At 73.2% G+C, this 25,337-nt stretch carries 28 protein-coding genes; 13 read left to right on the plus strand and 15 right to left on the minus strand.

Going from position 1 to position 25,337, the window contains the following annotated elements; translation table 11 throughout:
- Window positions 1-59 precede the first annotated feature (59 nt).
- The gene (locus tag ACFYUV_RS48940) at window positions 60-968 is read left to right on the plus strand and encodes an RNA polymerase sigma-70 factor (protein ID WP_387682540.1); all 909 of its coding nucleotides are present in this window, start codon (window positions 60-62) and stop codon (window positions 966-968) included.
- A gap of 10 nt (window positions 969-978) precedes the next feature.
- On the opposite strand, the gene ACFYUV_RS48945 is transcribed toward ACFYUV_RS48940, so the two are convergent.
- Both ACFYUV_RS48945 and ACFYUV_RS48950 read right to left on the minus strand, forming a co-directional pair.
- A complete protein-coding gene (locus ACFYUV_RS48945; protein WP_387682543.1) occupies window positions 979-1,722 on the minus strand; it encodes a VOC family protein in 744 nt (247 codons plus the stop codon).
- A gap of 46 nt (window positions 1,723-1,768) precedes the next feature.
- On the minus strand, window positions 1,769-2,542 hold the full coding sequence (locus ACFYUV_RS48950) for an alpha/beta fold hydrolase (RefSeq protein WP_387682545.1): 774 nt from the start codon (window positions 2,540-2,542) through the stop codon (window positions 1,769-1,771).
- Between the two features lie 132 nt (window positions 2,543-2,674).
- Between ACFYUV_RS48950 and ACFYUV_RS48955 the strand changes: the two genes are divergently transcribed.
- Together ACFYUV_RS48955 and ACFYUV_RS48960 are read left to right on the plus strand one after the other, a co-directional pair.
- Window positions 2,675-2,926: a hypothetical protein gene (locus ACFYUV_RS48955; RefSeq protein ID WP_387682548.1), complete on the plus strand. Its 252-nt coding sequence runs from the start codon at window positions 2,675-2,677 to the stop codon at window positions 2,924-2,926.
- Window positions 2,927-2,968: 42 nt separating this feature from the next.
- Window positions 2,969-3,397 carry an NUDIX domain-containing protein gene (locus ACFYUV_RS48960; RefSeq protein WP_387682551.1) on the plus strand — a complete coding sequence of 143 codons (429 nt, stop codon included), beginning with the start codon at window positions 2,969-2,971 and terminating at the stop codon, window positions 3,395-3,397.
- A 148-nt stretch (window positions 3,398-3,545) separates the two neighbouring features.
- Here the strand turns inward: ACFYUV_RS48960 and ACFYUV_RS48965 are convergent, their stop codons facing one another.
- A complete protein-coding gene (locus tag ACFYUV_RS48965) occupies window positions 3,546-4,703 on the minus strand; it encodes an MFS transporter (protein WP_387682554.1) in 1,158 nt (385 codons plus the stop codon).
- Between the two features lie 129 nt (window positions 4,704-4,832).
- On the opposite strand from ACFYUV_RS48965, the gene ACFYUV_RS48970 reads away from it, so the two are divergent.
- Complete coding sequence (locus tag ACFYUV_RS48970; RefSeq protein ID WP_387682556.1) at window positions 4,833-5,201, plus strand: ArsR/SmtB family transcription factor; 369 nt, start codon at window positions 4,833-4,835, stop codon at window positions 5,199-5,201.
- Here ACFYUV_RS48970 and ACFYUV_RS48975 read toward each other — a convergent pair.
- From ACFYUV_RS48975 to ACFYUV_RS48990, 4 genes are all read right to left on the minus strand, one after another.
- Entirely contained in the window at window positions 5,198-6,250 is a 1,053-nt protein-coding gene (locus tag ACFYUV_RS48975; RefSeq protein ID WP_387682714.1) for a serine hydrolase domain-containing protein, read from the minus strand. The genes ACFYUV_RS48970 and ACFYUV_RS48975 overlap by 4 nt on opposite strands.
- A 214-nt stretch (window positions 6,251-6,464) precedes the next feature.
- A complete protein-coding gene (locus tag ACFYUV_RS48980; RefSeq protein ID WP_387682559.1) occupies window positions 6,465-6,920 on the minus strand; it encodes a hypothetical protein in 456 nt (151 codons plus the stop codon).
- Between the two features lie 97 nt (window positions 6,921-7,017).
- Complete coding sequence (locus tag ACFYUV_RS48985) at window positions 7,018-7,926, minus strand: SDR family NAD(P)-dependent oxidoreductase (RefSeq protein WP_387682561.1); 909 nt, start codon at window positions 7,924-7,926, stop codon at window positions 7,018-7,020.
- A 34-nt stretch (window positions 7,927-7,960) separates the two neighbouring features.
- Window positions 7,961-8,788 (minus strand): SDR family NAD(P)-dependent oxidoreductase, encoded by an 828-nt coding sequence (locus ACFYUV_RS48990; protein ID WP_387682563.1) that lies wholly within the window; start codon window positions 8,786-8,788, stop codon window positions 7,961-7,963.
- Between the two features lie 115 nt (window positions 8,789-8,903).
- Between ACFYUV_RS48990 and ACFYUV_RS48995 the strand changes: the two genes are divergently transcribed.
- The 3 genes from ACFYUV_RS48995 to ACFYUV_RS49005 all read left to right on the plus strand — a co-directional run bounded on the left by ACFYUV_RS48995 (window position 8,904) and on the right by ACFYUV_RS49005 (window position 10,134).
- Window positions 8,904-9,485, plus strand: coding sequence for a TetR/AcrR family transcriptional regulator (locus ACFYUV_RS48995; protein ID WP_387682566.1), 582 nt, complete (start codon window positions 8,904-8,906; stop codon window positions 9,483-9,485).
- A gap of 109 nt (window positions 9,486-9,594) precedes the next feature.
- Window positions 9,595-9,834, plus strand: a complete 240-nt coding sequence (locus ACFYUV_RS49000; RefSeq protein ID WP_387682569.1) for a hypothetical protein — start codon at window positions 9,595-9,597, stop codon at window positions 9,832-9,834.
- A 93-nt stretch (window positions 9,835-9,927) separates the two neighbouring features.
- Window positions 9,928-10,134 carry a hypothetical protein gene (locus ACFYUV_RS49005; RefSeq protein WP_387682572.1) on the plus strand — a complete coding sequence of 69 codons (207 nt, stop codon included), beginning with the start codon at window positions 9,928-9,930 and terminating at the stop codon, window positions 10,132-10,134.
- 12 nt (window positions 10,135-10,146) lie between these two features.
- On the opposite strand, the gene ACFYUV_RS49010 is transcribed toward ACFYUV_RS49005, so the two are convergent.
- Complete coding sequence (locus tag ACFYUV_RS49010) at window positions 10,147-13,578, minus strand: BTAD domain-containing putative transcriptional regulator (protein WP_387682575.1); 3,432 nt, start codon at window positions 13,576-13,578, stop codon at window positions 10,147-10,149.
- A gap of 157 nt (window positions 13,579-13,735) precedes the next feature.
- On the opposite strand from ACFYUV_RS49010, the gene ACFYUV_RS49015 reads away from it, so the two are divergent.
- Window positions 13,736-14,938, plus strand: coding sequence for a sensor histidine kinase (locus ACFYUV_RS49015; RefSeq protein WP_387682578.1), 1,203 nt, complete (start codon window positions 13,736-13,738; stop codon window positions 14,936-14,938).
- A 21-nt stretch (window positions 14,939-14,959) separates the two neighbouring features.
- Window positions 14,960-15,646 (plus strand): response regulator, encoded by a 687-nt coding sequence (locus ACFYUV_RS49020; RefSeq protein ID WP_387682716.1) that lies wholly within the window; start codon window positions 14,960-14,962, stop codon window positions 15,644-15,646.
- Between the two features lie 20 nt (window positions 15,647-15,666).
- On the opposite strand, the gene tsaA is transcribed toward ACFYUV_RS49020, so the two are convergent.
- On the minus strand, window positions 15,667-16,071 hold the full coding sequence (gene tsaA / locus ACFYUV_RS49025; protein ID WP_352364273.1) for a tRNA (N6-threonylcarbamoyladenosine(37)-N6)-methyltransferase TrmO: 405 nt from the start codon (window positions 16,069-16,071) through the stop codon (window positions 15,667-15,669).
- Between the two features lie 88 nt (window positions 16,072-16,159).
- Complete coding sequence (locus tag ACFYUV_RS49030) at window positions 16,160-18,778, minus strand: ATP-binding protein (protein ID WP_387682581.1); 2,619 nt, start codon at window positions 18,776-18,778, stop codon at window positions 16,160-16,162.
- Between the two features lie 64 nt (window positions 18,779-18,842).
- On the opposite strand from ACFYUV_RS49030, the gene ACFYUV_RS49035 reads away from it, so the two are divergent.
- Window positions 18,843-19,949 carry an epoxide hydrolase family protein gene (locus ACFYUV_RS49035; protein ID WP_387682583.1) on the plus strand — a complete coding sequence of 369 codons (1,107 nt, stop codon included), beginning with the start codon at window positions 18,843-18,845 and terminating at the stop codon, window positions 19,947-19,949.
- Window positions 19,950-20,142: 193 nt separating this feature from the next.
- Window positions 20,143-20,571 (plus strand): VOC family protein, encoded by a 429-nt coding sequence (locus ACFYUV_RS49040; RefSeq protein ID WP_387682718.1) that lies wholly within the window; start codon window positions 20,143-20,145, stop codon window positions 20,569-20,571.
- Between the two features lie 25 nt (window positions 20,572-20,596).
- Here ACFYUV_RS49040 and ACFYUV_RS49045 read toward each other — a convergent pair whose 3' ends face one another.
- Together ACFYUV_RS49045 and ACFYUV_RS49050 are read right to left on the minus strand one after the other, a co-directional pair.
- Window positions 20,597-21,115 carry a YceI family protein gene (locus tag ACFYUV_RS49045; protein ID WP_387682586.1) on the minus strand — a complete coding sequence of 173 codons (519 nt, stop codon included), beginning with the start codon at window positions 21,113-21,115 and terminating at the stop codon, window positions 20,597-20,599.
- Window positions 21,112-21,570, minus strand: a complete 459-nt coding sequence (locus tag ACFYUV_RS49050; protein WP_387682589.1) for a nuclear transport factor 2 family protein — start codon at window positions 21,568-21,570, stop codon at window positions 21,112-21,114. The genes ACFYUV_RS49045 and ACFYUV_RS49050 overlap by 4 nt, the downstream gene beginning before the upstream one ends.
- A gap of 101 nt (window positions 21,571-21,671) precedes the next feature.
- Here ACFYUV_RS49050 and ACFYUV_RS49055 point away from each other — a divergent pair, with 101 nt between their 5' ends.
- Window positions 21,672-22,583, plus strand: a complete 912-nt coding sequence (locus tag ACFYUV_RS49055) for a LysR family transcriptional regulator (protein ID WP_387682591.1) — start codon at window positions 21,672-21,674, stop codon at window positions 22,581-22,583.
- A 36-nt stretch (window positions 22,584-22,619) separates the two neighbouring features.
- On the opposite strand, the gene ACFYUV_RS49060 is transcribed toward ACFYUV_RS49055, so the two are convergent.
- The 3 genes from ACFYUV_RS49060 to ACFYUV_RS49070 all read right to left on the minus strand — a co-directional run bounded on the left by ACFYUV_RS49060 (window position 22,620) and on the right by ACFYUV_RS49070 (window position 24,277).
- Window positions 22,620-23,120, minus strand: a complete 501-nt coding sequence (locus ACFYUV_RS49060) for a nucleoside deaminase (RefSeq protein ID WP_387682593.1) — start codon at window positions 23,118-23,120, stop codon at window positions 22,620-22,622.
- A gap of 27 nt (window positions 23,121-23,147) precedes the next feature.
- A complete protein-coding gene (cynS, locus tag ACFYUV_RS49065; RefSeq protein WP_387682596.1) occupies window positions 23,148-23,618 on the minus strand; it encodes a cyanase in 471 nt (156 codons plus the stop codon).
- A gap of 71 nt (window positions 23,619-23,689) precedes the next feature.
- Complete coding sequence (locus ACFYUV_RS49070; protein ID WP_387682599.1) at window positions 23,690-24,277, minus strand: carbonic anhydrase; 588 nt, start codon at window positions 24,275-24,277, stop codon at window positions 23,690-23,692.
- Between the two features lie 123 nt (window positions 24,278-24,400).
- Here ACFYUV_RS49070 and cynR point away from each other — a divergent pair, with 123 nt between their 5' ends.
- Window positions 24,401-25,309, plus strand: a complete 909-nt coding sequence (gene cynR, locus ACFYUV_RS49075) for a transcriptional regulator CynR (RefSeq protein ID WP_387682602.1) — start codon at window positions 24,401-24,403, stop codon at window positions 25,307-25,309.
- Window positions 25,310-25,337: the final 28 nt, after the last annotated feature.

Genomic DNA, 25,337 nt, shown 5'->3' on the forward strand with positions numbered 1-25,337 from the left:
GCGCACGACGGCGTCTTGTGCGTGTGGCAGTGCACAGAACGGACAGGCAGGAGCGGGACATGACCGATCACGACGAACACGCCGGGCCGCCCGGCTCCGCCACCCAGGTGTTCGTCGCCCACCGCAACCTGCTGTTCACCGTCGCCTACGAGATGCTCGGCTCGGCCGCCGACGCCGAGGACGTCCTGCAGGAGACCTGGCTGCGATGGGCGGACGTCGACCTCGCCGCCGTCCGGGAGGAGCGCGCCTACCTGGTGCGGATCGTCACCCGGCAGGCGCTCGACCGGCTGCGCGCGCTGGGCCGGCGCAAGGAGTCCTACGTCGGGCCGTGGCTGCCCGAGCCGCTGCTGACCGCCCCCGACGTGGCCGAGGACGTCGAGCTCGCCGAGAGCGTCTCCATGGCGATGCTGCTGGTGCTGGAGACGCTGCAGCCGACCGAGCGGGCGGTGTTCGTGCTGCGCGAGGTGTTCGAGCTGGACTACGACGAGATCGCCGAAGCCGTCGGCAGGAGCCCGTCAGCGGTCCGCCAGATCGCCTACCGGGCGCGGGCGCACGTCGCCGCCCGCCGGCCGCGCGGCACCACCTCCCCGGCCGAGACCCGGGCCGCGCTCCAGGCCTTCCAGCGGGCGGTCGAGACCGGCGAGCTGCAGAGCCTGCTCGACGTCCTCGCGCCGGACGTCGTCGCCCTGAGCGACGGCGGCGGCCGCCGGCACGCCCTGCTGCGGCCTGTCGTGGGCATCGACAACGTGGCCCGCCTGCTGGCCGCGGGCTGGTGGAAGCACGACGCGGACAGATCGGTCGAGCTGGTGCAGATCAACGGCGGGCCCGGGCTGCTCGTGCGGATCGACGGCGAGATCGACGGAGTCGTGGCGGTGCGCGTGGAGAACGGCTACGTCACCGGCGCCTACCACGTGCGCAATCCCGACAAGCTAGCGCGGATGGGACGGGAGACCACCGTGACCCGCTGAGCGTCGCGGGTCAGCGCGGGGCGCCCAGGACGCAGAACTCGTTGCCCTCCGGATCGGCCATCACGACCCACGGCACGTCGCCCTGGCCCACGTCGGCGGGCTTCGCGCCGAGCTCCGCCAGCCGGGCCACCTCCGCCGCCTGATGGGCGCCGCGGTGCGGCAGCAGGTCGATGTGCACCCGGTTCCACACGGTCTTCGGGCCGGGCGTCGTGCGCAGGAACTCCAGGTAGGGCCCGACCCCCTCGGGCGCACGCAGCCGCGCGTGAGCGTCGCTCACCTCGTGCACGGTCCAGCCCGCCGCCTCGCCCCAGAACCGGGCCATGGCCCGCGGGTCGGAACAGTCGACCACCACCGCGGCGATCGGCCCGGTGTCCCGGTAGATCTCCCGGGGCTCCAGCACGCAGAACACGTTGCCCTCCGGATCGGCCATGACGACCCACGGCACGTCGCCCTGGCCCACGTCGGCGGGCTTCGCGCCGAGCTCCGCCAGCCGGGCCACCAGCTCCGCCTGATGGGCCTCGGAGGTGGTGGCGAGATCGAGGTGCACGCGGTACCTCACCGTCTCGGGGTCGGGGACGGTGACGACGTCGACGCAGACGGCGCTGGGATCGGGCCAGGCGAAGCCCACGGGCTCGACGTTGGTCACGCCGGGGCCCTCGCCGGAGACGCCCCAGCCCAGCGCGTCCGCCCAGAACCGGCCGAGCGCCGCGTCGTCCCGGGCCTTGAAGTTCACCTGAACCAGCCGCAATGCCATGCAAAGCACCCTATGCCCGACGACCGCACCGCCGTCGGCACGCCTTTCAGCCGGCGAGCAGGACGGCCAGGAGCCGTTCCGGCGCGCGCAACGGCAGGTAGTGGTCGGCGGCGGCCACGATCTCCAGGCGCGCGCCCGGAATGCCCGCGACGAGCCGGCGGGCGATCACGCCGATCTCCGGGTGGTCGTGGTCGCCGACCACCACGGTCGTCGGCACCGCGACCCGGTCGAGGAACTCGACGGCGCCCACCTCCGCGAACAGGGCATGCCCCTTCTCGGCGGCCACCCGCAGCCCGGCGTTCTCGGTGACCATGTCGCGGATCGCCGCGTATCCCGGCGCCCGGTCGCCCAGCGAGGCCCAGAGCGTGAGCTCCATCTCGGCCAGGCGGCCGGGGTCGTCCCCGCGGTCGGCCGCCGCGTAGGCGTCCAGCTCAGGAGAGCGCGGCCAGTCGTGGCCACCGGCCGACGCCGCGACCAGGGTCAAGGAGCGCACCCGTTCCGGGTGCTCCAAGGTGAAGTCGAGCGCGACCTCCCCGCCCATGCTCAGCCCCACCAGCGCGGCCCGCTCGACGCCGAAGTGGTCGAGGACCGCGAGCAGGTCGTCCTCGTAGCGGAACGGCGCTGTCGGCGGCGTCGAACGGCCCAGGCCCCGCGCGTCGTACCGGATCACGGTGCGGTGGCGCGCGAGCTCGGGGAAGACGCCGTCCCACAGGCGGCTGTCGTGCACGGAGCCGTGCAGCAGGACCATGGGAGGACCGTCGCCGGCGCGCTCGGCCCACAGGCGGCCGTCACCGGAGACGGGGAGGTACTCGATCGTCATGGGAGCGATTCGACCACACTCCCCCATTCCAGGAGGACGACGTCCCGGCCGCGGAAATCATCCCCGAGGGGGACGGGGAATCAAGGATCGCTTTGACGACCGCGAAAGGGGACGACTTCTACCGTTCCCCCCATGGTCATCAACACGAACACCTTCCGCCGCGCCGCGACCGGCGTCGCACTTGTCCTGGTCACCCTCGCCTTCCCCGCCGCCGCCCAGGCGGCCACGGCGCAGACCTCCACCCCCGTCCTGGTCGGCGTCTACCCCACGTCGGACGCCTGCGCGCGGGCCGCCGCACCGTACACCGCCGCAGGGAAGACCGCTTCCTGCCGCCTGAACAGCATCTACGCCAAGCCCCCCTACTGGCTGCTGTACGTCTCGTAGACCACCCGGATCCCTCGGCTCGGCGTCTGCGATCATCAACGGATGCCCGAGCCGAGAATCCGCGTCGCCGCCTACGTCATCCGTCACCGGACCACCCCCGAACTCCTCGTCTTCGACCACGTCGACGCGCCCGAGGCCGGCACCCAGGTGCCGGCGGGCGGAGTCCTGCCGGACGAGAGCCTGGAACAGGCCGTCCTGCGGGAGGTCGCGGAGGAGACCGGCCTGACCGAGCTCACCGTCGTCGGGCCCATCGCGGTCGACCACAAACCTCGCCAGGACAACGGGCAGCCCCGGCACACGACGTTCTTCCACCTCACCGCCGCCCCCGACACCGCCGACGCCTGGCACCACCGGGTCCACGGCGACGGCACGGACGCCGGCATGGAGTTCGCGTGCCGCTTCGTCCCGCTACCGCTGACAGACCAGCTGGCCGACACCCAGGACGCCTGGCTCGGTCGCATCGAGGGATGAGGATGGACACCGGCCGGCGCGTCTGACACGATCGCCGGTCGGCCGGGGCACTGGAGGGCGGCCCTGGCCTGCGTGCCGGCCCGCGCCGCGCTGCGGGAGGCTGCCGCGTTCCTCCCCGGAGCCGCCGGGGCAGGCTGACCACCCGCGCTCAGGAGGGCCGGGGCACGGCGGGCGTACGGCGGCGGGCGGTCGTCAGATGGTAGAGCAGCGCCACGGCCGTGACGCCGGCGGCCGGCAGCCCCAACGCGGCGGGCACGACGGCGAACCACTCCTGGGCCAGCCCGCCCAGACCCCCGCCGAGAGCCATCCCGATGTAGATGGCCGAGGAGTTGAGCCCGAGCAGGACCGGCGCCGCGGCCGGGCCGAGCGCGATGAGCCGATGCTGCTGGGGCACGACGACGACGCCCAGGGCCACACCCCAGACCGCGGCCCATGCCAGGGTCGACACGAACGTGCCGGTCGCCACCGGCGTGAGGGCCAGCGCGACGGCGGCGACGGCGAGGGGCCCGGTCAGCACGTGCGCGGGGTCGTACCGGTCGACCAACCGTCCGGCGACGAGGTTCCCGGCCAGGACCCCGACCCCCCAGGCCAGCAGGACGGCGGCGAACAGCGGTTCGGAGCCGCCCGTCGCCTCCCGCAGGGCCGGCCCGATGTAGGTGTAGAGGGTGTAGGCGCCGAGGAAGACCAGCGTGGTGACGGCCAGCAGCGCCACGACCCGGCCCTCCTTCAGCGGACGCAGCCGCTCGCCCAGCGAGGCGGCGGGCAACCGCACCTCGGGCAGCCCGACGGCGATCCCCAGGGCCGCGACCAGGCCGCCCCCGGCGACCGCCCACAGGGTGACGTGCCAGTCGGCACGGCCGATCAGCGTGCCGAGCGGAAGGCCCGTCGCCGTCGCCGCCGTCAGCCCGCCCAGCACGAACGCCAGAGCCCTGCCCCGGCGTTCCGCAGGCGCGATCGCCCCCGCGGTGCTGGACGCAGCGGAGTTGATCATCCCGGCGCCCACCGCGGTGACGACGCGGGCGATCATCACCACCTCGTAACCGGTGCCCAGGGCGGTGACGGCGTTGCCGGCCACGAAGACGCCCAACGCGATCAGCAGCGCGGTCCGCCTGTCCAGCCCACCGGTGAGCGCGCCCATGATCGGCGCCGACAGGGCCATCACCAGGGCGAACACCGTCACCAACTGCCCGGCGGCGGGAGTGGAGACCCGCAGGTCGGCGGCGATGGCCGGGAGCAGGCCCGCGATCACGTAGCTGTCGGTGCCCACGGCGAAGGTCGCCAGGGCCAGAGGGAGAAGTCGTCGCAACACCGGACGGTGCCACCTTTCCACAGGGACCTCGGACGTATCGAGGGGAACCCTAGGGAATACATGGATACTTGTCCATATATCCATCAATTGGTAGCGTGACAGGCGTGCGGAACCCAGGGGGCGACCATGCGTGAGGTGTCACAACCGGCCACCGAGGCCATCCGGCTGGTGGAGGTGCTGCGCGCCCTGGCCGACCCCGTGCGCCTCGACCTCGTCCAGCGGCTCGACCGGATGGGCGAGGACCACTGCAACGCCATCGGCGCCGACATCGACGTGCACCAGACCACGCTGTCGCACCACTACCGGGTGCTGCGCGAGGCCGGCGTGACATGGACGACGGTGCAGGGCCGCGCCCGGCTGGTCCGGCTGCGCCGGGAGGACCTCGACACCCTCTTCCCCGGCCTGCTCGACTCCGTGCTCGCCGCACAACGCCGCACCCCCGACACCACGAAGTCGCCGACGCCGCACTCGGCCATCCCGACCGAGTCCCCTTAAGGGCACAGCGCAGAGGTCAGCAAGGCCATGGCCGCCTGATGAGGATCGCCGGAGAACGGCGTGATCGACAACGTGACCTGCCGCGAACCGTCGGCCGAGCTGAACGCCACCGTGAGATAGCCCGGAGCTCCGCCGCCATGGCCGAACGCCGTGCCGCAGGGAAGAGGCGCCAGCTCCAACCCCAGCCCATACCCCTCGGTCGTGCCGGGATCCTTCATCTCCTTCAGCAGATCAGGGCGCAGCAGCTTGCCCTGGAACAGGGCGCGGTAGAACCGGTTGACGTCCCCGGTGGTGGAGACGATCTCACCCGCCGCCCCGGCCATCGTGGGATTGAACCGTGTGACGTCAACAGGGACGACCCCGCCACCCGTGGTGACCGGCACATATGCGTGGGCATGCGGCCCGTGCACCTCCGGCGAGGCTCCCGGCACGCGGGTGTGCCGCAGCCCGAGCGGCCGCAGGATCCGCTCCCTGATCTCCGTCGCGTACGGCCTGCCGGTCACCCCCTCGATCAGCATGCCGAGCACGATGTAGTTGGTGTTGGAGTACCTGTACGCGGACCCGGGCGGAAAATCGCGCGGGAGCTTCTCCGCTCTCTCCACCAGTTCACGTGCCGACCAGGTGCGGTAACGCTCCTTGGGGATACCCGCCTCGTCCATCATGCCCGTGGAGTACTCGGGAAGGCCGCTGGTGTGCTGGAGGAGGTGCCTGATCGTGATGTCGGCGCCCCCGTCCACGAGCCCCGGCAGCCACCGCTCCACACTGTCGGACAGGTGCAGCCTTCCCTCCCCCACCAGCTGAAGCACCACGCTCGCCGTGAACGACTTGGTCACACTCCCGGCCCGGAAGCGCCCGTCCACCGGGGCCGACCGGGCACTGTTCATCGTCGCCCTGCCACTGGCGGCTCGCCAGGTCCTGTCCCCGTCGCGAACCTCGGCGATCGCGGCCACCGCACCGCCCGCGACGACCTTGTCCAGCATCGCCCGCAAACTCGGGCCCTCCGCCGCCGCCGCCGTGGCGGCCATGGCGGGCGTCGCCGTCAACGACACGGTCAAGCACGCCACGACGGCCGCACTGGTACGTCTTCCCCTCACGTCACTCCTCCGATTCGGCGGAGTCCGGCTCTCGGCCTCCGCCGTACCAAGATCCGGCACGAGAGGGCGGCACGGCGTCGGAGTAATCCCCTACGGAAACCCTGAATCCCCACCGACGACCTCCGCCCTGGGAAGGACGCCCTGTCGGCCTTCTGGCCGGCCGGCAGGGCTACGAGGCGAGCAGATCGAAATGGAAGCCGACGAAGAACAGCCCCAAGGACACCCACTTCAACGTCATCGGAAGCTCCGGATCCTGCAACGTCCGGCCGGCCCTGACCGCGAGCAGGCCCGCGGCCCCGCCGAGCATCGACCCGAGCAGCAGCCCCAGATACCAGGGCACGTCGGTCTGCTCCTCGACCAACGCGACAGCCGCCCCTGTGACGAGACCGACGATGAAGGGCCCCCCGGTGGGCCTTTTCGCCATGAACCGGGTCAGCCGCGCGCCATAGCGGCTCAGCCTCTCCGGTCCCACCAGGTCGACGACGACCGCCGCGCCGGACACGAACGAGAGGATCTTGCCGAAGCGGCCCCACCAGATCATCGGCAGGCCGAGCAGATCGTTGCCGAGCGTGGACCTGCCGTGCAGCCACAACCCCCACGCGTCGAAGTAGCTGATGTCCGCCACGACCGGAGCATAGAAGCGGGCTCCGGCGACGCCTAGGTCTGTCGGTGCTCGGTTTTTGCCGGGTGGGATTCGCGTGAGCGAATCCCGGCAACCGCCTTTACATTGTAGATTCGGTAAGGGTGCTCGCGCTCAGCCGGGCGCACAGGTCCCACACGGCGTTCTGGTTGCGTTCGTCGAGCGCGCTGGCCGGCAGCGGCTTGCGGCGGCACCGGTCGTCGAAGTAGGCGCCGGTCAGGCCCTCCACCTCCGTGCTCGCGGCCAGATGGATGCTGGAGCGGGCCGATCGGGTCAGGTCCGACAGGAAGAGCGGCGCGACGACCTTCAGCACCAGAGGCGCGATCGGCCGGTAGAGCCTCGGGAACGCGCCGATCGGGGTCGCCCTGTTCATCGGCGTGTAGCCGTGCCCGGGGTAGACCACGTTGGCCGTCACCCCCGTGCCGCGCAGTTCCCGGGCGAGCCGGGCGGTCAGCGCCATCGTCATGGTCTTGGTGTGGTTGTAGTGGCTGAACGTCCACCCGATGAAGCGCCGCTCCCCCAGCAGGTTGTCGTGCTCGATGGGCCCGCCGGGGATGCCGCCCGTCAGGTTGACGACCCGGGCGCGGCCGGCGCGCCTCAGCTGCGGCAGCAGCAGGTGGGTGAGGGTGAACGGGGCGAGGACGTGCGCCGCGAACATCTTCTCCACGCCGTCGTCGGTCAGCTCGCGGCGCGGCCGGTTCAGGCCGACGTTGTTGACCAGGACGTCCAGCGTGTCGTGGCGCTCGGCGACCTGGGAGGCGATCTGGCGCAGGCCCTGGAGGCCGGTGAGGTCGGCGGCGAGGGCGTCCACCCGATCATGTCCGGCGCTGGCGCGGATCTCCTGCGCGGCGCGCTGCGCCTGGCCGCGGTCGATCCCCACCAGGACGACGGAGGCTCCGAGCTTGGCCAGGCCGCGCGCGGTCTCCATGCCGATGCCCCCGGTGCTGCCGGTGATCAGGGCGGTCCTGCCGGTCAGGTCGTTCAATGTCATCTCTGCTTGTCTCCTCTCGGTCGGGACGCTGGTGTCAGCGCGAGATCAGTTCTTGCGTCAGCTCATGGAGGCGCAGGGCGTCGTCCCGGTCGAAGGCGCGGCCGTCCAGCGGCAGCCGGCGCCTGCCCCAGTGGGCGGTGAAAGGCTCGGCCGGCGGGTCGTCCAGGAGCACGGTCATCGGCTCGATCGCCTTCGGCACCGACGTGGCGAACACGGTGAAGAACGCCCGTGTCGCCGCACGCAGCGGCTGCGGCAGGCTCGCGGGCATGCCGGTGGAGACCACGCCGGGGTTGTAGCCGACGTAGGAGACGCCGCTGCCGGCGTGCAGGACGCCGAAGGCGACTCCGAGCAGGTCGTTGGCCCGGAAGGACTGCAGGGTGGCCTTGGCGCCGCTGTAGGCCCGGGTCAGCTGCAGGTCGTCCCAGTGGATGCGGCCCAGCGGCACGCCGGGCGTGCCCACGTTCATGACGACCGGGCGCCGCGCGGCCCGCAGCACGTCGTGCAGGCCGTGGCTCAGCACGAAACGGCTGAGGTAGGCCAGCGCGAAGCTGTGCTCGAAGCCTTCGCCGGTGGTCGCGCGGCCGCCGAGGAGCCGGTAGCGCTGGGCGCAGAGGATCAGCTTGTCCACGACCGGATGGTCCGCGGCGAGGCGTTCGACGACGCCCCGGCAGGCGGCCAGCGAGGTGAGGTCGGCGCGTACGAACGTGGCCCGCCCGGCCAGCGCCTCGGCCTGCGCGAGCAGGGCCTCCCCCTTTCCGGCGGTGCTGCCGAGGGCCACCACGTGAGCGCCCTGCCGGAGGTGGTGAAGGGCCAGCCCCTTGCCGAGCCCGTCGGTGCCGCCAGTGATGATCACGGTCTGCATGTTCACCTGCTCTCGTCGGCACATCCACCGAAGTGGATATGACATATCCGCTTACGTGATGGAGCCTAACACGAAGCGGATATGCTGTATCCAGTTAGCCGACGGACGGGATGCCATGAGCGAAGAGACACCGGCGCTGCGCCGCGACGCCGAGCACAACCGGCAGCGCACCCTGGCGGCGGCGCGGGAGGTGTTCGCCGCACGCGGGCTGCAGGCCACACTCAACGACGTCGCCCACCACGCGGGGCTCGGCGTCGGCACCGTCTACCGCCGGTTCCCCAACAAGGAGGCCCTGGCCGAGGCCGTCTACGCCGGCAAGCTCGACGACATCCGCGCCGCGGCACAGGCCGCGCAGGCGGCACAGGACGCCTACCAAGCCCTCAGAGCCTTCATCGAACACGCCCTGGAACAGGCCGCGACCGACCGCGGGCTGCGCGAGCTGATGCGGCGGGGCGCGGGCGAGAGCGAGCTGATCGAGCGCGCCAGGGAAGGCATCGCCGAGTCCTGCGGCCGCCTCATCGCCCGTGCCAAGGAGCAGGGCACGCTGCGCGCCGACATCACGGTGGGCGACATCGCGCCCATCGTCTCGATGATCGACTCGGTGATGGACCTGCCGTCCACCGGCGCCGCGCAACCGTGGCGCCGCTACCTCGTACTCATCCTCGACGGCCTGCGCACCGGACGAAGCACGCCCTGAAGGCAGCGTTAAGGAGGCCGCCGCAGCCTTAAGGACGGCCCACAAGTGTTTCCCAAGTCTTCTCGCACATCTTGACGGCAGAACACCGTTCCTGAGGAGAAGAGGAAACATGAGCATTCGACGTCTGACCGCGGCCGCCCTCGTCGCGGGTGGGCTCGCTTTCGGCGCCGTGACCGGCTCCGCCATGCCTGCGTCGGCCGTGTCGGGGTCGTGGCACCTCGCGGGGTATTACCAGTACCGCGACCAGTGTGTGCGGGCCGGTTTCAGCGCCGTCACCAGCGGGGGCATCGTCCAGGATTTCCGGTGCGAGGTGTCCGGCTCGCGCTTCGCGCTCAGCCTCTTCTACTGATCAGCCTGACGGCGGCGGCCCGCTCGGCCGCCGCCGTGCGGCCGTTGCCGGGAACGTCCCGAATCCGATCAGGCATGAGGTTGTGGCGTGAGCATGAGCACGACAGGCACGGACGAGCGGGTGGGCGCGGATCGCCACCTGCTGGAGGACCTCGTGCGGGCCGCCCTGCGACGGTCCGCCGAGGACGGATGGGACGTCCGCCACCGCCCTCCGTGGACGTTCGTGCCAGGAGCTGATCGACCGGTCCCCCCCCTGTATGCCGACCTGGTCGGCCGCTGGCACGGCGACGGGACACGGTAGACCGGTGGCCCGTCAGGCCCCGGCGGCGTCGGTGCCGGCGTCCAGCGCGGTCTCCAGCACGCTCAGGAAGTGGTCGACCGGCCCTATGCAGGCCACCGCCGACCCCCCGGAGATCCGCCCGGCGTAGGGCAGCAGTTTCTCGTACGTCGTCCAGCAGGCCGCCACGTCGCCCGCGGCGGCCTGGGCCGCGCCCTGCAGGCAGGTCATGGTCAGCCACGACCAGTCCATCGGCGGAGCGGGCCACCCCTGCCCGGCCAGGGCCACGGCCTGGCTCCGGCGCCCCCGGGCGCACAGCTCCAGCACCCGGGCGTCGTGTTCCACGGTGGGGTGGATGCCGCTGATCAGGTCGATGAGCGGGCCCGCCTCGGCCATGGCGCCGCGCTGGTAGTGCAGCATGAGGCGGCCGTTCACCGCGACGGCGCCCGCGTACCACATGCCGATCCGCTTGGCCTGCCGTTCGGCCTCGCCGTACAGCGCGTCGGCCTCGGCGAACCGGCCGGCCAGGGTGAGCCGGTTGGCCCGCCACATGGTGTGCTGGAACCGCGGCCACGGCAGTTGCAGGTCGTCGAGCAGCGCCTCGCAGCGGGCGGCCGCCAGGTCGGCCCCGGCCAGGTCGTGCATCTCCAGCCGGTAGTGGGTGTCCATCATGTGGGCGAGCAGCTCGAAGCCCGGCGTCCGGGTCCGCGCGGCCAGGCCGTGCAGCTCGGCGGCGATCTCGATGAGCTCGGCGATGTGGGTCGCCTGCGGCACGGACAGCGCGCGCGCGTTCAGCGCCCGCATGAGCAGGTGCGGGTCCGCGATCCGGCGGGCCATCGCGACGGCCTCGGCCGACAGCGACAGGCATCGCAGGTCGTCGTCGCTGCCGTTGTAAAGTTCCTGCGCCAGGCCGCCGAGCAGCAGCGTCCGCTCGACGCCGTCGGTCTCGGGCAGTGCGCTCAGCGTGGCCTCGAACTGCTCGACCAGCCGCAGTTCCACCGGTTCGTACGGGTTGCGCAGCGTCCAGATGGCCGGCGCGTCCAGTGCGGTGAGCGCGCGGGCGGTCAGGGCGGGGCCGGCTTCGGCGCGCTGGGCCACGCGCAGGGCCTGGGCCCGCAGGTCGCGCGCGCCCATCGCGTCTCCGGCGTCCAGCAGGGCGCGCACCTGGTGCAGCAGGAGTTCCACGTGCTGGGCGGGGTCGCCGTCGCAGGCGCCGTGCGCGGCGACGGCCCGTCCCCACCAGGCGGCGGCCTCCTCGTGCGCCATGCGCCGGCTCGCCTGCCCGGCCGCCGCGCGGGCCCAGTGCGCCGTCTCCCGGTACGCCAGCGGCCCGGCCTGCACGGCGTGGTGGGCGATGACGGTCACGTCGGTGCTCGGCCTGGCCGACAGGGCCCGCATCACCTCCCGGTGGAGCACGCCCCTGCGCAGCGGCGGGACGCCGGCGATCAGCGTCTCCCTGACCAGGTCGTGGACGAACGTCATGACCCCGTCGCCGCTGGTGACCAGCCCGGCCTGGGCGGCCCAGTCGAGCAGCTCGTAGGTCTGCTCCGGCCACGACGCGCAGACCCGGAACACCTCGACGACCAGGCCGGGATCGAAGCTGCGGCCGATCAGGGCGGCCAGCTGGAGTATCTCCGTCGCCCGCGGCCCGAGCATGGCCAGCCGCCGGCGGATCAGGTCGGACACCGCGTCGGGCACGACCTCCAGGCCCTGCCCCTGCGCCATCAGCCGGACGCTCTCGCGGACGAAGAACGGGTTGCCGCCGGTACGCCGGGTCAGCAGCTGGGCCGTCGAGCCGTCCACCGGGACGCCCATCTCCCGGGCGAGCGTCCCGACGTCGGCGGCGTCGAGGCCGCTCAGCCGGATGCGCACGAGGTCGTAGCGGGCGAGCTGGTAGAGGACCTCGTCCACCGAGAGGTTGAAGGAAGCGGCGGGGGTGACCGTCCGGTCGTCGTGCGCCGCGTCGCGGAAGGCGGTGACCAGCAGCAGCGGGCGCTCGCCCGGGTACGCCTCGGACAGCACGGCGACGTCCCTGAGCAGTTCGAGCGTGGCGGAGTCCGCCCAGTGCAGGTCGTCCAGGACGATCACCAGGGGGCGGGCGCGCGCGGCCTCGACGAGCCACCGGGCGACGGCCCGGTTGCGGTGCGGCGAGGCCGGCGCGCCGGTGGGCCAGTCGTCGTCCAGCAGCCCGCTCAGCGCCTGGCGCTCGGCGGGCGGCACGGTCCCGGCCAGCGCGCGCAGCACCTGGAGCCACGGCCACAGCGGCGGCACGCCCTCCCCTCCGCGGCAGCGGCCCCACAGCACCAGATGTCCGAGGTCCACGCAGTCGTCCCGGAACGCCTGCAGCAGCCGGGTCTTGCCGATGCCGGGCTCGCCGCTGACCGCGGCTACCACGACGCCGTTGTGGTGCGCCGCGCCGGGCAGCGCCGTCAGCTCCGCCAGGCCCCGCTCGCGGCCGATCAGCCGTCCCCGCGCCGCGCGGCGCGGGGAGGCGTCCTCACCGGTGTGCGCGGCGGCCTCCTCACCGCCGCCCGCCACGGTGGCCTCCTCATCGCCACGCGCCACGGTGGCCGGAACGGCCTCGGTGCGGACGAGGGACAGCCGCACGGGCCCCGGCTCGGGCGGCGGGGTGATCGACCGCGCCTGCCGGAGGATGTCCTTCTCCAGTTCCCGCAGCTCGGGCCCGGGATCGAGGCCGAGCTGGTCGGCGATGACCTGCCGCGCCCTGCGTAACGTGGCCAGCGCGTCGGCCTGCCGCCCGGACCGGTAGAGAGCCAGGGCGCGCAACCACCACAGCCGTTCGCGCAGCGGGTGCTCCGCCGTCTCGGACTCCAGCTCGTGGATCACCGGCTGCGGGCGGCCGGCGTCCAGCAGCGCCTGGGCACGCGACTCGATCGCGTTCATGCGCAGCTCGCCCAGGCGGTGCACCTCCGCGGCGGCCCACAGCTCGTCGGCGAACTCGCCGTAGGGGACGCCGCGCCAGAGCCCGAGGGCCTCCTCCAGCAGGGGCAGCGCCTGCGCGGGCGGGCGCAGCTCGGCGTCGGTGACCAGCTTGGCGAAGCGCAGCGCGTCGACGTCCGTGGTGGCCAGGAGATAGCCGGGCCGGCGGGCCACCAGCAGCCGGGGCGGCGTGCGGGGCGGGCGTGCCGGCTCCAGCACCCGGCGCAGGTTCGACACGTAGACGTGCACGGATCCCACCGCGGTCGCCGGCGGCCTGCCCCGGTACAGGTCCTCGATCAGCGTGTCGGTGGAGACGACCGTCCCGGCCGCGGCCACCAGCCGGGCGAGCAGGGCGCGCTGCCGCGGCCCTCCGGGGCTGACCGGGCCGCGGGCGCCGAGGATCTCGAACGGCCCGAGCACCCGGAACCGCACGCCCGCCGCACCGGTCCCGTCGTCGGAGCCGTGCTGTCCGAGCCCTCCGAACCGTTCCCCATCGGCTGTCTCCTCGTGACGAGAGGTTCGCGACATCGCTCCATCGTGGCCGCTGCCGGGCCCGGTCTCGTCACTCGGGAGGGTGATGCGGAAATCAGTCCCGGGCGGGACGCGGGGGTCTGCAACTTTCGCGGCAGTAGATGTCCACCCTCGGTTTGATGCGCCGGGGGTGGTGCCGGGGTTAGCGTGACGGGTGCCCTTCACCGCCCCGTCCATCGTCCGGCGGGTGTTCGCGGTCCACCCGCTGCTGCTCGACGGCGCCGTGGCCCTGACGCTCGTCGTCGGCACCTGGCTGTGGGAGATGTTCGAGCCGGGCCGGGGCCGGCCGGGCGACGCCCTGTCGGTGGCCTTGACCGTGCTGGTCAACGCGCCGCTGGCGCTGCGCAGGGTGACGCCGGTGGCGGTGCTGCTGGTGTCGGTGGGCGCCTCGCTGGTCTACCACGTGCTGGGCTACCACCTGGGGCTCAACAGCATCGGGCCGCTGGTGGCGCTCTACTCCGTCGCCGCCCACCGGTCGTGGGCGTGGTGCGCGGCCGGTGCGGTGCTGATCGTCTTCGAGTGGACCTACGCCTCGGCGCAGCAGCCCGGCGTCGCGCTGTGGTCGGCCGCCGCGCAGTCGTGCATCGTGGCGGCCTGCGGGGTGGGCGCGGGCACCAGCGTGCGGCTGCTGTCGGAGCGCACCGGGCAGCTCGCCGACCTCGCCGCGCAGCTGCGCGCGGAGCAGGGCGCCGCCGCCCGGCGGGCGGTCACCCGCGAACGGGTGCGCATCGCCCGCGAGTTGCACGACGTCGTCGCCCATCACATGTCGGTCATATCCGTACAGGCCGGGCTGGGGCGCTACGTGGCGCTGAGCGACCCGGCCACCGCCCACGCCACGCTGGGCGTCATCGCCGACACCAGCCACGAGGCGCTGACCGAGATGCGCCGGCTGCTGTCGATCCTGCGCATCGAGGCCCACGACGACGACGAGGGCCTCTACGCCACCGCGCCGGGCCTGCTGGCCCTCGATCCGCTGGTCGAGCGCATGCGCGGGGCGGGCGTCGCCACCGAGCTCGTCGTCGAGGGCCGGGCCCGGCCGCTGCCGTCCGGCCTCGACCTGTGCGCCTACCGCATCGTCCAGGAGTCGCTGACGAACGTGCTCAAGCACGCCGACCCCGGCCGGGTCGAGATCCACATCGGCTACGGTCCGGCCACGCTGACGTTACGCGTCAGCAACGACGGCGCCGCCGTCCAGGCGGAGGACGGGCCGTCCGGCGGTCACGGGTTGATCGGCATGACTGAACGTGTCAGGCTCTACCAGGGGTCGATCACCGCCGGGCCGCTGCCCGGAGGCGGGTTCGAGGTCTTGGCGACCTTCCCGCTCCCCGTGCCCGGTGCCGACGATCGGCCGCCGTGACGACCGTGAAGCAGGTGCGAGATCAAAGTCCTCGTCGTCGACGACCAGGTGCTCATCCGTGCGGGTCTGGCCGCGCTCCTGCGCGCCGCGGGCCTGGAGGTCGTGGGCGAGGCCGCCGACGGTGAGGAGGCCGTGCGCCTGGCCGCCACGCTGCGGCCCGACGTGATCCTCATGGACATCAGGATGCCGGGCATCAACGGCCTGACGGCGACCGAGCGCATCCTGGCCGCCGCCCACGACCCGCCGCCCAAGGTGCTCATCCTGACCACGTTCGACCTCGACGAGTACGTCTACAACGCGCTGCGCCTGGGCGCCGGCGGGTTCCTGCTCAAGGACACCCCGCCCGAACGCCTGATCGCCGCCATCCACACGGTCGCGGCGGGCGACATCCTGCTGGCCCCGGCCGCGACCAGGCGGCTGATCGAGGCGTTCACCGAGCCACCGGCCCCGCTCCCCGCCCCCTCCCTCGACCGGCTCACCGGGCGCGAGACGGAGGTGCTGCGGCTGGTCGGGCACGCGCTGTCGAACAAGGAGATCGCCGAGCGGCTGTCGGTGAGCGAGGGCACGGTCAAGACGCATCTCAACCGGCTGATGGCCAAGCTGGGGCTGAGCAGCCGGGCGCAGGTGGTGGTGGTGTCGTACGATGCCGGCCTCGTCCGCCCCGGCCGTCCCCTGTCCCGCCGGACGACCGCCGACGACCAGGGTTAGCGCAGGGCCGCCGGACGCGGTCAGCGGTCGGGCGTGAGCAGGGGCTTGACGTCGAGGATCGGGGTCGCGTCGAGCGCCTCCAGGTTCCGGACGTGCACCCGCCGGCCCTCGACCGCCAGGATGTGCACGGTGTGCAGGCCGATCGGGTTGGGCCGGTCGGGTGCGCGGGTGGCGAAGACGCCGGTGAGCGGCCGGGCGGCGTCGCCACGCGGGTGGACGGCGAGGGTGTCGCGGTCGGCCCGGTCGAGCCAGGTGAGCAGCAGCACGTCGGTGCCCGGGGTCAGGCCGTCGAGGGCGGGGGCGTACCGGTCGTCGAAGACCAGCCAGGCGTCGGGGGCTCCCTCGTCGGGCTGCCGGGGCGCCGCCGTGCGATCGGTCAGCGTGGACTCGACGCGCCCGACCGGGCGCAGCGTGGGTTCGGTCACGAGTCCTGGATCTTTCCCCGTGCGGGGACGCCGGTCAAGACCGTCGATCGCCCGAAGCCCGCCGGAGGGGCCGGCGGCTGCCACGGGCTCATTCGTCGAGCGTGAGGCCGGCGAGCTGGCCGCGGGCGGTGACGCCCAGCTTGGGGAAGGCCTTGTACAGGTGCTGGCCCACCGTGCGCGGGCTCAGGAACAGGTGCGCGGCGATGTCCCTGTTGGACAGCCCGGTGGCGGCCAGCTGCACGATCTGCCGTTCCTGCGGGGTGAGCCGCGCGAACCGGTCCACGCCGGTGCGGCGGGGCGCGCTCCAGCCCGTGGCGCCGAGTTCGGTACGCGCCCGCTCGGCCCAGGGTTCGGCGCCGAGCCGTTCGAACACCTCCAGCGCGGCCCGCAACCGCTCCTGGGCCTCGCCGGTGTGGCGGGCTCTGCGCAGCCACTCCCCGTACAGGAGTTCGGTGCGCGCGCGGTCGAAGGGCCGCTCGTGCGCGGCCAGCGCGGCGCGGAAGTGCGCGCCGGGGTCGCCGGTGGTGTCCAGCAGGGCCCGGCATCGCAGCACCAGGGCGTCGGCCCAGCGCTGGCCCAGCGTCGCCGCCCACGACTCCAGCCGGGCGAACGGCTCCGCGGCGCGGGCGATCCTGCCGCTGCGCAGCGCGGCCTCGACCAGGTCGGGCACGTGGTGCATGGCGTCGATGCGGTTGCGGGAGCGCCCGTAGACCAGCGATTCCAGGCTGAGCAGGGCCTGCTCGGAACGTCCTGCGCCGAGGTCCAGCAGGGCGAGCGCGCCCGGGTGGGCGGTGGCCGGGTCGAGCGCCTCGCCGCGGACGGCCGCGAACCGGTCCAGCAGCCCGGCGGCCTGGCGCGCCCACGCGGGCTGGCCGGTGTCGGCGGAGATGGCCACTGCCTCGGTGGCCAGGCTGCGCGCCTCGGCGTGCCGGCCGCGCGCGTACTCGACCCGGGAGAGGAACGTCAGCGCCTGCGGCAGCAGGCCGACCATGCCCTCGGCCCGGATCGTGGCGGTGGCCGCGGCGGCCAGCATGTGGGTGCGGGCGTCGTACTCGGCCAGGCCCAGCCCGCCGATCAGCAGCAGCCCGCGGCGATCGGCCTTCGCCAGGGCACGGGCCGACTCCACCACCTCGGCCAGGGGCGGCAGCCCGTCGGCCGGCCGGCCGAGCGCCATGGCGATGAACCAGCGCGACAGCCGGTGCACCGGGACGACCTCGTCGTCCGGCGGCAGCTGGAGCGCGTCGAGCTGCTCGGCGGTGCGCCAGGCCATGTCGCGGTCGCCGTCGAACCAGATCATGGACGCGGCGTCGAGCAGCAGCCAGGCGGCCGAGCGCGGATCGGTGCTCGCCAGGTGGTCGACGCCCGCCGACAACATCGCGTGCGCCCCGGCGAGACGCCCCTCTCCGTAGTCGGAGCAGGCGCGCACCCGGATCAGCCGGGAGGTCAGCTCGGCGCCGGGATCGCCGGCGTCCTCGGCCAGGGTCCTGGCCCGGTCGAAGCGGCCGCTGAACTCGGTCGCCTCGGCGGCGAGCGTGAGCCTGCGCGCCCGGTCCCCGAGCTCCGGGCTCAGCGCGGCGGCGCGCTCGTAGGCCGCCGCGGCGGCCGCGTACCCGCTGCGGGAGCGCGCGCGGTCGGCGGCCGACTCCAGCCGGGCCGCGACCCGCTCGTCGGCGGCCAGCGTGGCGGCGGCCAGGTGCCAGGCGCTGCGGTCGGCGTCCGCGGCGTGGTCCAGGGCCTGGCTGAGCGCGTGGTGCACGGTCAGCTGCCGGGCCAGCGGCGTGCGTTGCCGGACGGCCGCGCGCACAAGGGGATGGCGGAACTCCAGCCGCTTGCCCTCGCCCCAGACGACCAGCCCGGCGGCGAGCACGTGCTCCAGGTCCTCCGGCGTGCTGCCCAGCGTCCCGGCGGCGGCCAGGACGACGCCCGGCTCGCCCGTGCCGTCGACGGCGGCGACCTGGAGCAGGACCTTGGCGCTGACCGGCAGGCCGTCGGCCTGGGCGGCGAAGGCCTCCTCCAGGCGGGCGGTGAGCGAGGGCTCGTCGGCGGGGCCGTGCGACTTGGGCAGCTCGATGAGCGCCAGCGGGTTGCCGGCCGCCTCGGTGAGGATCCGGCGGCGGGCCGCGTCGGGCAGGTCCGGGCCGGCGGAGTCGAGCAGCGCGGCGGACGCCGGCTCGTCCAGGCCGGACAGCTCCAGCACGGGCAGCCCCTTGGCCTCGAACCCCGGCCGCGCGGCGAACACCATGACCACGCCCTCGGCCGCCAGCCTGCGCGCCGCGATCAGCAGCGCCTCGGCCGAGGCGTGGTCCAGCCACTGGGCGTCGTCGATCAGGCAGACCACCGGCCCGTTCTCGGCCAGCTCCGACAGCAGCGACAGGACCGCCAGTCCGATGAGGAACCGGTCCCCCGCGCCGTTCTCGCCCAGCCCGAAGGCGCCGCGCAGGGCGGCCGCCTGCCGGTCCGGGATGTGCTCCAGCCGGCCGAGCACCGACCTGAGCAGCAGGTGCAGGGCGCTGAACGGCAACTCCGCCTCGGCCTCGATGCCCGTCGTCCGCAGGACGTGCGCGTCGCTCACGTCGGCGTGGCCGAGCAGCGCCGTCTTGCCGATGCCGGGCTCCCCCAGGACGACCAGGGCGCCGCTGGCCCCTTCCCGGGCGCCGTCCAGCAGGCCGTCGATGATCGTCAACTCGTGGTCCCGCCCCCGCAACATGGGTCAGACATTACCTATGCGATGACTCATGCTGATCTTTCGGGCGGTCTCTACCGTTGTCGACATGAAGCCGTACAGCGTGAACATTCCTCAGGCCGACCTCGATGACCTGCACGAACGCCTGCGCCGCACCCGGTGGACCCGGGAGATCGCCGGGCAGGGCTGGAGCCGCGGCGTGCCCCTGGACTACCTCAAGGGCCTGGCCGACTACTGGCTCAACGACTTCGACTGGCGCGCGGCGGAGGCCGAGTACAACAAGCATCCGCAGTTCGTCACCGAGATCGACGGGCAGGACGTCCATTTCTTCCACATCAGGTCGAGCTCCGGCACCGCCCTGCCGCTGCTGCTCCTGCCCGACAACCCGGGCGGCACGATCGGCTTCCTCGACGTGCTCGACGAGTTGTCGCGCGACTTCCATCTCGTGGTGCCGTCCTGCCCGGGGGTCGGCCTGTCCGGCTACGTCACCGAGCCCGGCTGGACGGTCCCGCGCACGGCGGCGGCCTTCGCCGAGCTGATGTCCCGGCTCGGCTACGACCGGTACGGCGCGCAGGGCGGCGGCGGAGGCGCCAACCTCGCCCTGGAGCTGGCCCGCCAGGCGCCCGAGCGGGTGGTCGGCGTGCACGTCAACGCCTGGGTCGCCTTCCCCTCGCCGGACGAGGGCGGGTTCACCGCTGACGAGCAGCGCCGCCTGGGCATCATGCAGACCTTCATGCAGGAGGGCCTGGGGTTCAACCAGATCATGTCGACCCGCCCGCAGACCCTCGCCTACGGGCTGACCGACTCGCCCGTGGGCCAGCTCGCCTGGATCGTGGAGAAGTTCAAGGAGTGGACCGACTCCCGCGCCGAGCTGCCCGAGGACGCCTTCTCCCGCGACCGGGTGCTGACCGACGTGAGCCTCATGTGGTTCACCGCGACCGCGGGGTCGGTCGCCAACCTCTACTACGAGCTCGGCCACGACCCGGGCGCCTACGCCCCCAAGCCCCGGGTGACCGTCCCCACGGCCGTGCTGCTGGCCAAGGACGACGTGACGATCCGCCGCTTCGCCGAGCGGGACGCCGACGTCCGGCGCTGGACCGAGCTCGACCGCGGCGGCGCGTACCTGGCGCTGGAGGTGCCGGAGCTGCTGGTGGCGGACGTGCGGGCGTTCTTCGGCCCACTGGCGGCTGCCTGACCGGCGGGCCTGAAGGATTCATGGCCCGCTTGATGACATCCGCATCTGGTGGGCGGCCCGCCCGGGGGGCAAGGTGGGACCGGCATTGCGCCGGCGGCGTGTCGAGAACGCGGCGTCGGCTCCGTCCTGGGAACATCGGCGGCCGGCGAGCGGCCGCGTTTGACGAAGGAGGCCCGGCGTGGCGATCCAGCGGATGGACAACGTGCTCATCGTCGTCGAAGACCTTGACGCGGTGATCGCGTTCTTCCTAGAACTCGGCATGGAGCTGGAGGGCAGGGGGCCGATCGAGGGGCGTTGGGCGGAGCGGGTGATCGGGCTCGACGGCGTCCGGCAGGAGGTCGCGATGCTGCGGATCCCGGGCGGCGCCGGCGGGATCGAGCTGGCCATGTTCCACACGCCGAAGCCGATCCGTCCCGAGCCGGCGGACCCGCCGGCGAACACGCTGGGCATCCGCCGGGTCATGTTCGCCGTTGACGACGTCGAGGACGTCATCGCCCGCCTGCGCCGGCACGGCGCCGAGCTCGTCGGCACGCTGGAGCGGTTCGAGGACAGCTACCTGCTGTGCTACGTCCGCGGCCCGGAGGGCATCGTCGTCGGCCTGGCCCAGCAGCTCGGCGGGTGACCGGGCGCCCGCTGCGTCCGTGCCGCTAGGGCCGCCGGACCGCGGCGAGGTCGAGCTCCAGCGCCACCTTCCTGGCGACGAGTCCGGCGGCGGCGTTCCACTTCACGCCCCAGTCGGTGCGGTCGATCGTGACGCCACCCTTGAGCCGGAGGCCGTCCCCGTCGCCGGTCAGCTCCAGCGCCAGGGTGATCGGGTTGCGCACGCCGCGGATGCTCAGGTCCCCGGTGACCTGGAAGGCCGTCTCACCGGTCCGCTCCACCCGGTTCGAGGTGAAGGTGATCACCGGGTGGTCGGCGTCCTTGAGGTACTTGCCGCGCAGGTACCGGTCGCGCTGCGGGTTGCGGGTCTGGACGCTGCCCGCCTGGACGGTGAGCTCGATGCGCGACCTGGACGGGTCGTCGCCGTCCAGGTGGCCGGTTCCCGCGAACCGGTCGAACCGCCCGTGTACGGCGGGGCCGACGGTGTGCCGGGCGACGAAGCCGATCCGGGTGCGGGCCTGGTCGAGGACGTAGTCGCCGGTCAGGGCGCGAAGGCTGGTGGTCATGCCGGGCGCTCCTGATCGATGGCGGGGGCCGAGCCCGGCAGCGGGCTGTCGTCGAGATACCTGACCTCGTAGACGCGTTCGGCGAACTTCCAGCCGTCGCCGGTGCGCTGGTAGCGGTCGTGGTAGAGGGCGTGGTTGGCGTGGGAGCCGCCGTCGCGCATCCGCCCGAACTCGTGGATGTAGGCCCGGCCGGTCGCGGTGTCGCCGTCGATCCGGATGACGCCCGGATGGACGTTCTGCACGAAGAACTCCCAGAGGCCCTGCCCCCACTCGATCCCGGCGCGGATCGCCTCCCGGCCGGCGAACTCCCTGCCGATGTGCGGCCATCGCATGACGCCGCCGGGCGTGAACAGGGATTCGACGCGGTCGTAGTCGCGGGTCATCACCGCGTCGGTGAGCTCGCCGCGCAGCGCCTCGATCTCGACGCGGTCGGCTATGGCTTGCAGGTCGGTCATGTGGTTCTCCCCCTCGCTCAGGTGGTGCGTCCAGCATCGGGGCAGGTCGGAGGGCGAACAAGGTAGGGTTCGTGGGGCGATCCATAACATGGGGGTTATCCGTGGAGCTGAGGGACATCGAGATCTTCCTGACGCTCGCCGAGGAGCTGCACTTCGGCCGTACCGCCGAACGGCTGCGCGTCTCGCAGGCGCGCGTCAGCCAGGCCATCAGCAGGCAGGAACGGCGCCTCGGCGTGGCGCTGTTCGACCGCACCAGCCGGCGCGTGGCCCTGACGCCGGTCGGCCGCCGCCTGCGCGAGGATCTGCGGCAGGCCTACGACCTGCTCCAGGAGGGGCTGGCCCGGGCCGAGGCCGCGGGCGTGGGCGCGGGCCGCACGCTGCGCCTGGGCGTGTTCGGCCACGCCGGCTACGAGCTGCGCCCGCTGGTCGACGCCTTCCGCGCCCGCCATCCCGGCGCCGAGGTCCGGTTCAGCGAGGTCACCGGCGGCGACCCGTTCGCCGCCCTGCGCGCCGGGGACGCCGACGCGCACGTGTTGTGGTTGCCGGTGGCCGAACCCGATCTCACCGTCGGCCCCACCGTGCTCGTCACCGGCCGGGTGCTGGCGGTGTCGGCCGGGCATCCGCTCGCCGGGCGGGGCGGCGCGTCGCTGGAGGACCTGGCCGACGAGCATGTCGTCGACCTGGGCCCCGCCGCCCCGGAGTACTGGGTGGCGTCCATGGTCCCCACCCGCACGCCGCTGGGCCGCCGCATCCCGCGCGGGCCCGTCGCGCGGACGTTCCACGAGATCCTGGCCCTGGTCGCCGCCGGGCAGTGCGTCCATCCGCTGGGCGAGATCGCCGCCCGCTACAACCGGCCGCCCGGCGTCGTCTTCGTGCCGCTCCACGACGCCCCGGCTCTCCGGTTCGCCCTGGTCTGGTCGTCCACCGCCGACGGCCCCGCCGTCCGCGCGCTGGCCAGGACCGCCGCCGGCCTCGGCCCGCTCTCGCTCGGCGGGAACGGCGAGCCGGGCTGAGGCCCCGCCGGCCGGGCTGAGGTCTGCTCCGGCGCCCTACGCGGTGGTGGGTGCGCCCGCGACGCGGCGTTCGCCGCCGTTGCGTTCCTGCCAGAACCGGTACACCTCGACGGCGTCCGCGCGCGGCTCGTGGCGCATCGGCAGCCGGCGCCGCTGCCAGGGCTTGGCGAACTCGTCGTAGAAGGTGCCCAGCTCGAAGTACTTGCGGTCGTCCACGTAGTGGGGCTCGTAGGCGTCGCGGGTGGTGAGGAAGACGACCTCGGCCGGGGAGCAGTAGTACAGCGCGCCCAGGCACATCGGGCAGGGGTGGGCCAGCACGTGGATGGTGGCGTCGGTCAGGTGCTCGGTGCCGAGCCTGGTGCAGGCCTCGCGGATGGCGAGGATCTCCGCGTGGGCGGTCGGGTCGCCGGTCTGGGCGACCTTGTTGGCGCTCTCGGCCAGGAGCTCGCCGTCCCTGACGATGACGGTCGAGAACGGGCGGCCGCCCTCGGCGACGTTCTGGCGGGCGAGGTCGATGGTGCGCTGGACGAAGTCCATGAAGGTCCTCCGGAAGTGGCCGGGCGGTCAGAAGGGCTTGGTCGGCAGGTACTTGCCGTCCAGGGTGATGACGGCGCGCTCGCCGCCCTCCGGGTCGGCGACCTTCTTCACGTCGAGCCGGAAGTTGATCGCGGAGATGATGCCGTCGCCGAACTGCTCGTGGATCAGGGCCTTGAGGGTCGTCCCGTAGACCTGGAGCATCTCGTAGAAGCGATACATGGTCGGGTCGGTCGGGATCCGGTCCGGCATCGAGCCGCGGATCGGGATGGTCTGCAGCAGCGCCGCCGCGTCCTCGCCGAGGTCCAGCAGCTCGGCCACGGCCCGGGCGGAGCTCTCCGGCAGCGGGTGCTGGCCGAGGACGGCGGCGGTGGTGAAGGCCACCGACAGGCCGGCGGCGTCGGCGATCTGCTGCCAGGACAGGTCCTTCCGGATCTTGGCCTCGACGGCGGTGGCGGCCAGGGCCTGGCGGACGGTGGGGTCGAACTGTGCGTGCACCATGTGTCGGTACGTCCTTCTCTTCAGGTGGTGTCGGGCTCGTCAGGTGGTGTCGGGAGAGCCGCGGGGCCCGGTCAGGCCGTGCGCGCGGCGCCCGCGGCGGTCAGGTCCTCGACGCAGCCGGTCGGGATGTCGTAGACCCAGCCGTGCAGGGTGACCTGCCCCGCCGCCAGCGCGCGGGCGACCGACGGGTGGGTGGCCAGGTTGGCCAGCTGGGCGAGCACGTTCTGCCGCACCAGGGCCGGCACGTCACCGTGGGCGGCGGTGCGGGCCCGGGCGGCGTCCGCGTGCCGCAGCCAGGCGGCGACGGTCGGGGCGCCGCTGAGGTCGTGCCCCTCGGCGAGGGCGGTCATCGCGCCGCACGCCGAGTGGCCGCAGACGACGACGTCCCGCACGCCCAGCGCGGCGACCGCGTACTCGATGCTCGCGGCCACCCCGTCGGCTTCTGGGCGGTAGGCGGGCACCAGGTTGCCGGCGGTGCGGATGACGAACAGGTCGCCCGGCTCGGTGCCGGTGATCAGCTCGGGGACGACGCGGGCGTCGGAGCAGCCGATGAACAGCGTGTGCGGTGTGTGACGGGTGGCCAGACGGGCGAAGAGCTCCGCCTTGGCCGGGAAGACGTCCCGCTGGAAACGGGCGACGCCCTCGGCGAGGTCCTGCATGGTCACTCCCTTCGGCGGTGGCCGGCCCTTGTGGGCTGCTGACATCCAGCATGCATGACCTGGTCCTATAGTGTCCAAGAGGCGTTCCGCCTGATGCCCATTGCTCTCATCTATAGTTTGTCCATGGCCGCTCTCGAACTGCGTCACGTGCGCTACCTGCTCGCCGTGGCCGAACACGGCAACTTCACCCGCGCCGCCGAGGAGCTGCACATCTCGCAGCCCACGCTCTCCCAGCAGATCAGGCAGCTGGAGCGGACCCTGGGCGTGCAACTGCTGGACCGCACCGGCCGCGCGGTACGGCTCACCGACGCCGGGGCGGTCTACACCGACCACGCCCGGCGCGCGCTTCGCGACCTGGCCGCCGCCGAACGCGCCGTGCACGACGTCCAGGACCTCTCCCGCGGCCACCTGCGGCTGGGCGTCACCCCGACCTTCACCGCCTACCTGGTCGGCCCGCTCACCGCCGAGCTGCACGTGCGCCACCCGGCCGTCGACCTCACCCTGACCGAGATGACCCAGGACCGCATGGAAGCGGCCCTGCTCGGCGACGACCTCGACCTCGGCATCGCCTTCGCCGGCCCCCACCTGCCGGGCGTCACCCCCACCGCGCTGTTCACCGAGACCCTCAGCCTCGTCACCGGCACCCCGCACGCCCGGACGCTGGCCGCCCCCCTACCGGTGCGCGCGCTCAAGGGCGAACGGCTCGCCCTGCTCAGCGGCGACTTCGCCACTCGAAGCCACATCGACGCCTACTTCGCCCGCCACCGGGCCGCCCCCCGCATCGCGGTCGAGGCCAACTCCATCCAGGCACTCACCGAGATCGTGCGCCGCACCCCGCTGGCCACCGTCCTGCCCGACGCCATCGCCCACGGCCACCCGCACCTCACGCCCGTCCCCCTCGACCCGCCGCTGCCCAGCCGCACCGTCACCCTGCTGCACCGCGAGGGCGCCTACCGCAGCGCCGCCGCCCGCGCCTTCACCGAGCTCACCGGGGACTTCGTTCGCTCCCGCGGCTACACCCCGCCCGCCTGAACCCCGGCGCGCAGCGGGCATGTGTCGG

The sequence above is a fragment of the Nonomuraea sp. NPDC003560 genome (genome assembly GCF_042878785.1).
GTDB lineage: Bacteria > Actinomycetota > Actinomycetes > Streptosporangiales > Streptosporangiaceae > Nonomuraea.

Coding starts and splice junctions, on each gene's coding strand:
- ACFYUV_RS48940 (WP_387682540.1), top strand. CDS start 60: ATGACCGATCACGACGAACACGCCGGGCCGCCCGGCTCCGCCACCCAG.
- ACFYUV_RS48945 (WP_387682543.1), bottom strand. CDS start 1,722: ATGGCATTGCGGCTGGTTCAGGTGAACTTCAAGGCCCGGGACGACGCG.
- ACFYUV_RS48950 (WP_387682545.1), bottom strand. CDS start 2,542: ATGACGATCGAGTACCTCCCCGTCTCCGGTGACGGCCGCCTGTGGGCC.
- ACFYUV_RS48955 (WP_387682548.1), top strand. CDS start 2,675: ATGGTCATCAACACGAACACCTTCCGCCGCGCCGCGACCGGCGTCGCA.
- ACFYUV_RS48960 (WP_387682551.1), top strand. CDS start 2,969: ATGCCCGAGCCGAGAATCCGCGTCGCCGCCTACGTCATCCGTCACCGG.
- ACFYUV_RS48970 (WP_387682556.1), top strand. CDS start 4,833: ATGCGTGAGGTGTCACAACCGGCCACCGAGGCCATCCGGCTGGTGGAG.
- ACFYUV_RS48985 (WP_387682561.1), bottom strand. CDS start 7,926: ATGACATTGAACGACCTGACCGGCAGGACCGCCCTGATCACCGGCAGC.
- ACFYUV_RS48990 (WP_387682563.1), bottom strand. CDS start 8,788: ATGCAGACCGTGATCATCACTGGCGGCACCGACGGGCTCGGCAAGGGG.
- ACFYUV_RS48995 (WP_387682566.1), top strand. CDS start 8,904: ATGAGCGAAGAGACACCGGCGCTGCGCCGCGACGCCGAGCACAACCGG.
- ACFYUV_RS49000 (WP_387682569.1), top strand. CDS start 9,595: ATGAGCATTCGACGTCTGACCGCGGCCGCCCTCGTCGCGGGTGGGCTC.
- ACFYUV_RS49005 (WP_387682572.1), top strand. CDS start 9,928: ATGAGCACGACAGGCACGGACGAGCGGGTGGGCGCGGATCGCCACCTG.
- ACFYUV_RS49010 (WP_387682575.1), bottom strand. CDS start 13,578: ATGTCGCGAACCTCTCGTCACGAGGAGACAGCCGATGGGGAACGGTTC.
- ACFYUV_RS49030 (WP_387682581.1), bottom strand. CDS start 18,778: ATGTTGCGGGGGCGGGACCACGAGTTGACGATCATCGACGGCCTGCTG.
- ACFYUV_RS49035 (WP_387682583.1), top strand. CDS start 18,843: ATGAAGCCGTACAGCGTGAACATTCCTCAGGCCGACCTCGATGACCTG.
- ACFYUV_RS49040 (WP_387682718.1), top strand. CDS start 20,143: ATGGACAACGTGCTCATCGTCGTCGAAGACCTTGACGCGGTGATCGCG.
- ACFYUV_RS49045 (WP_387682586.1), bottom strand. CDS start 21,115: ATGACCACCAGCCTTCGCGCCCTGACCGGCGACTACGTCCTCGACCAG.
- ACFYUV_RS49050 (WP_387682589.1), bottom strand. CDS start 21,570: ATGACCGACCTGCAAGCCATAGCCGACCGCGTCGAGATCGAGGCGCTG.
- ACFYUV_RS49060 (WP_387682593.1), bottom strand. CDS start 23,120: ATGGACTTCGTCCAGCGCACCATCGACCTCGCCCGCCAGAACGTCGCC.
- cynS (WP_387682596.1), bottom strand. CDS start 23,618: ATGGTGCACGCACAGTTCGACCCCACCGTCCGCCAGGCCCTGGCCGCC.
- ACFYUV_RS49070 (WP_387682599.1), bottom strand. CDS start 24,277: ATGCAGGACCTCGCCGAGGGCGTCGCCCGTTTCCAGCGGGACGTCTTC.
- cynR (WP_387682602.1), top strand. CDS start 24,401: ATGGCCGCTCTCGAACTGCGTCACGTGCGCTACCTGCTCGCCGTGGCC.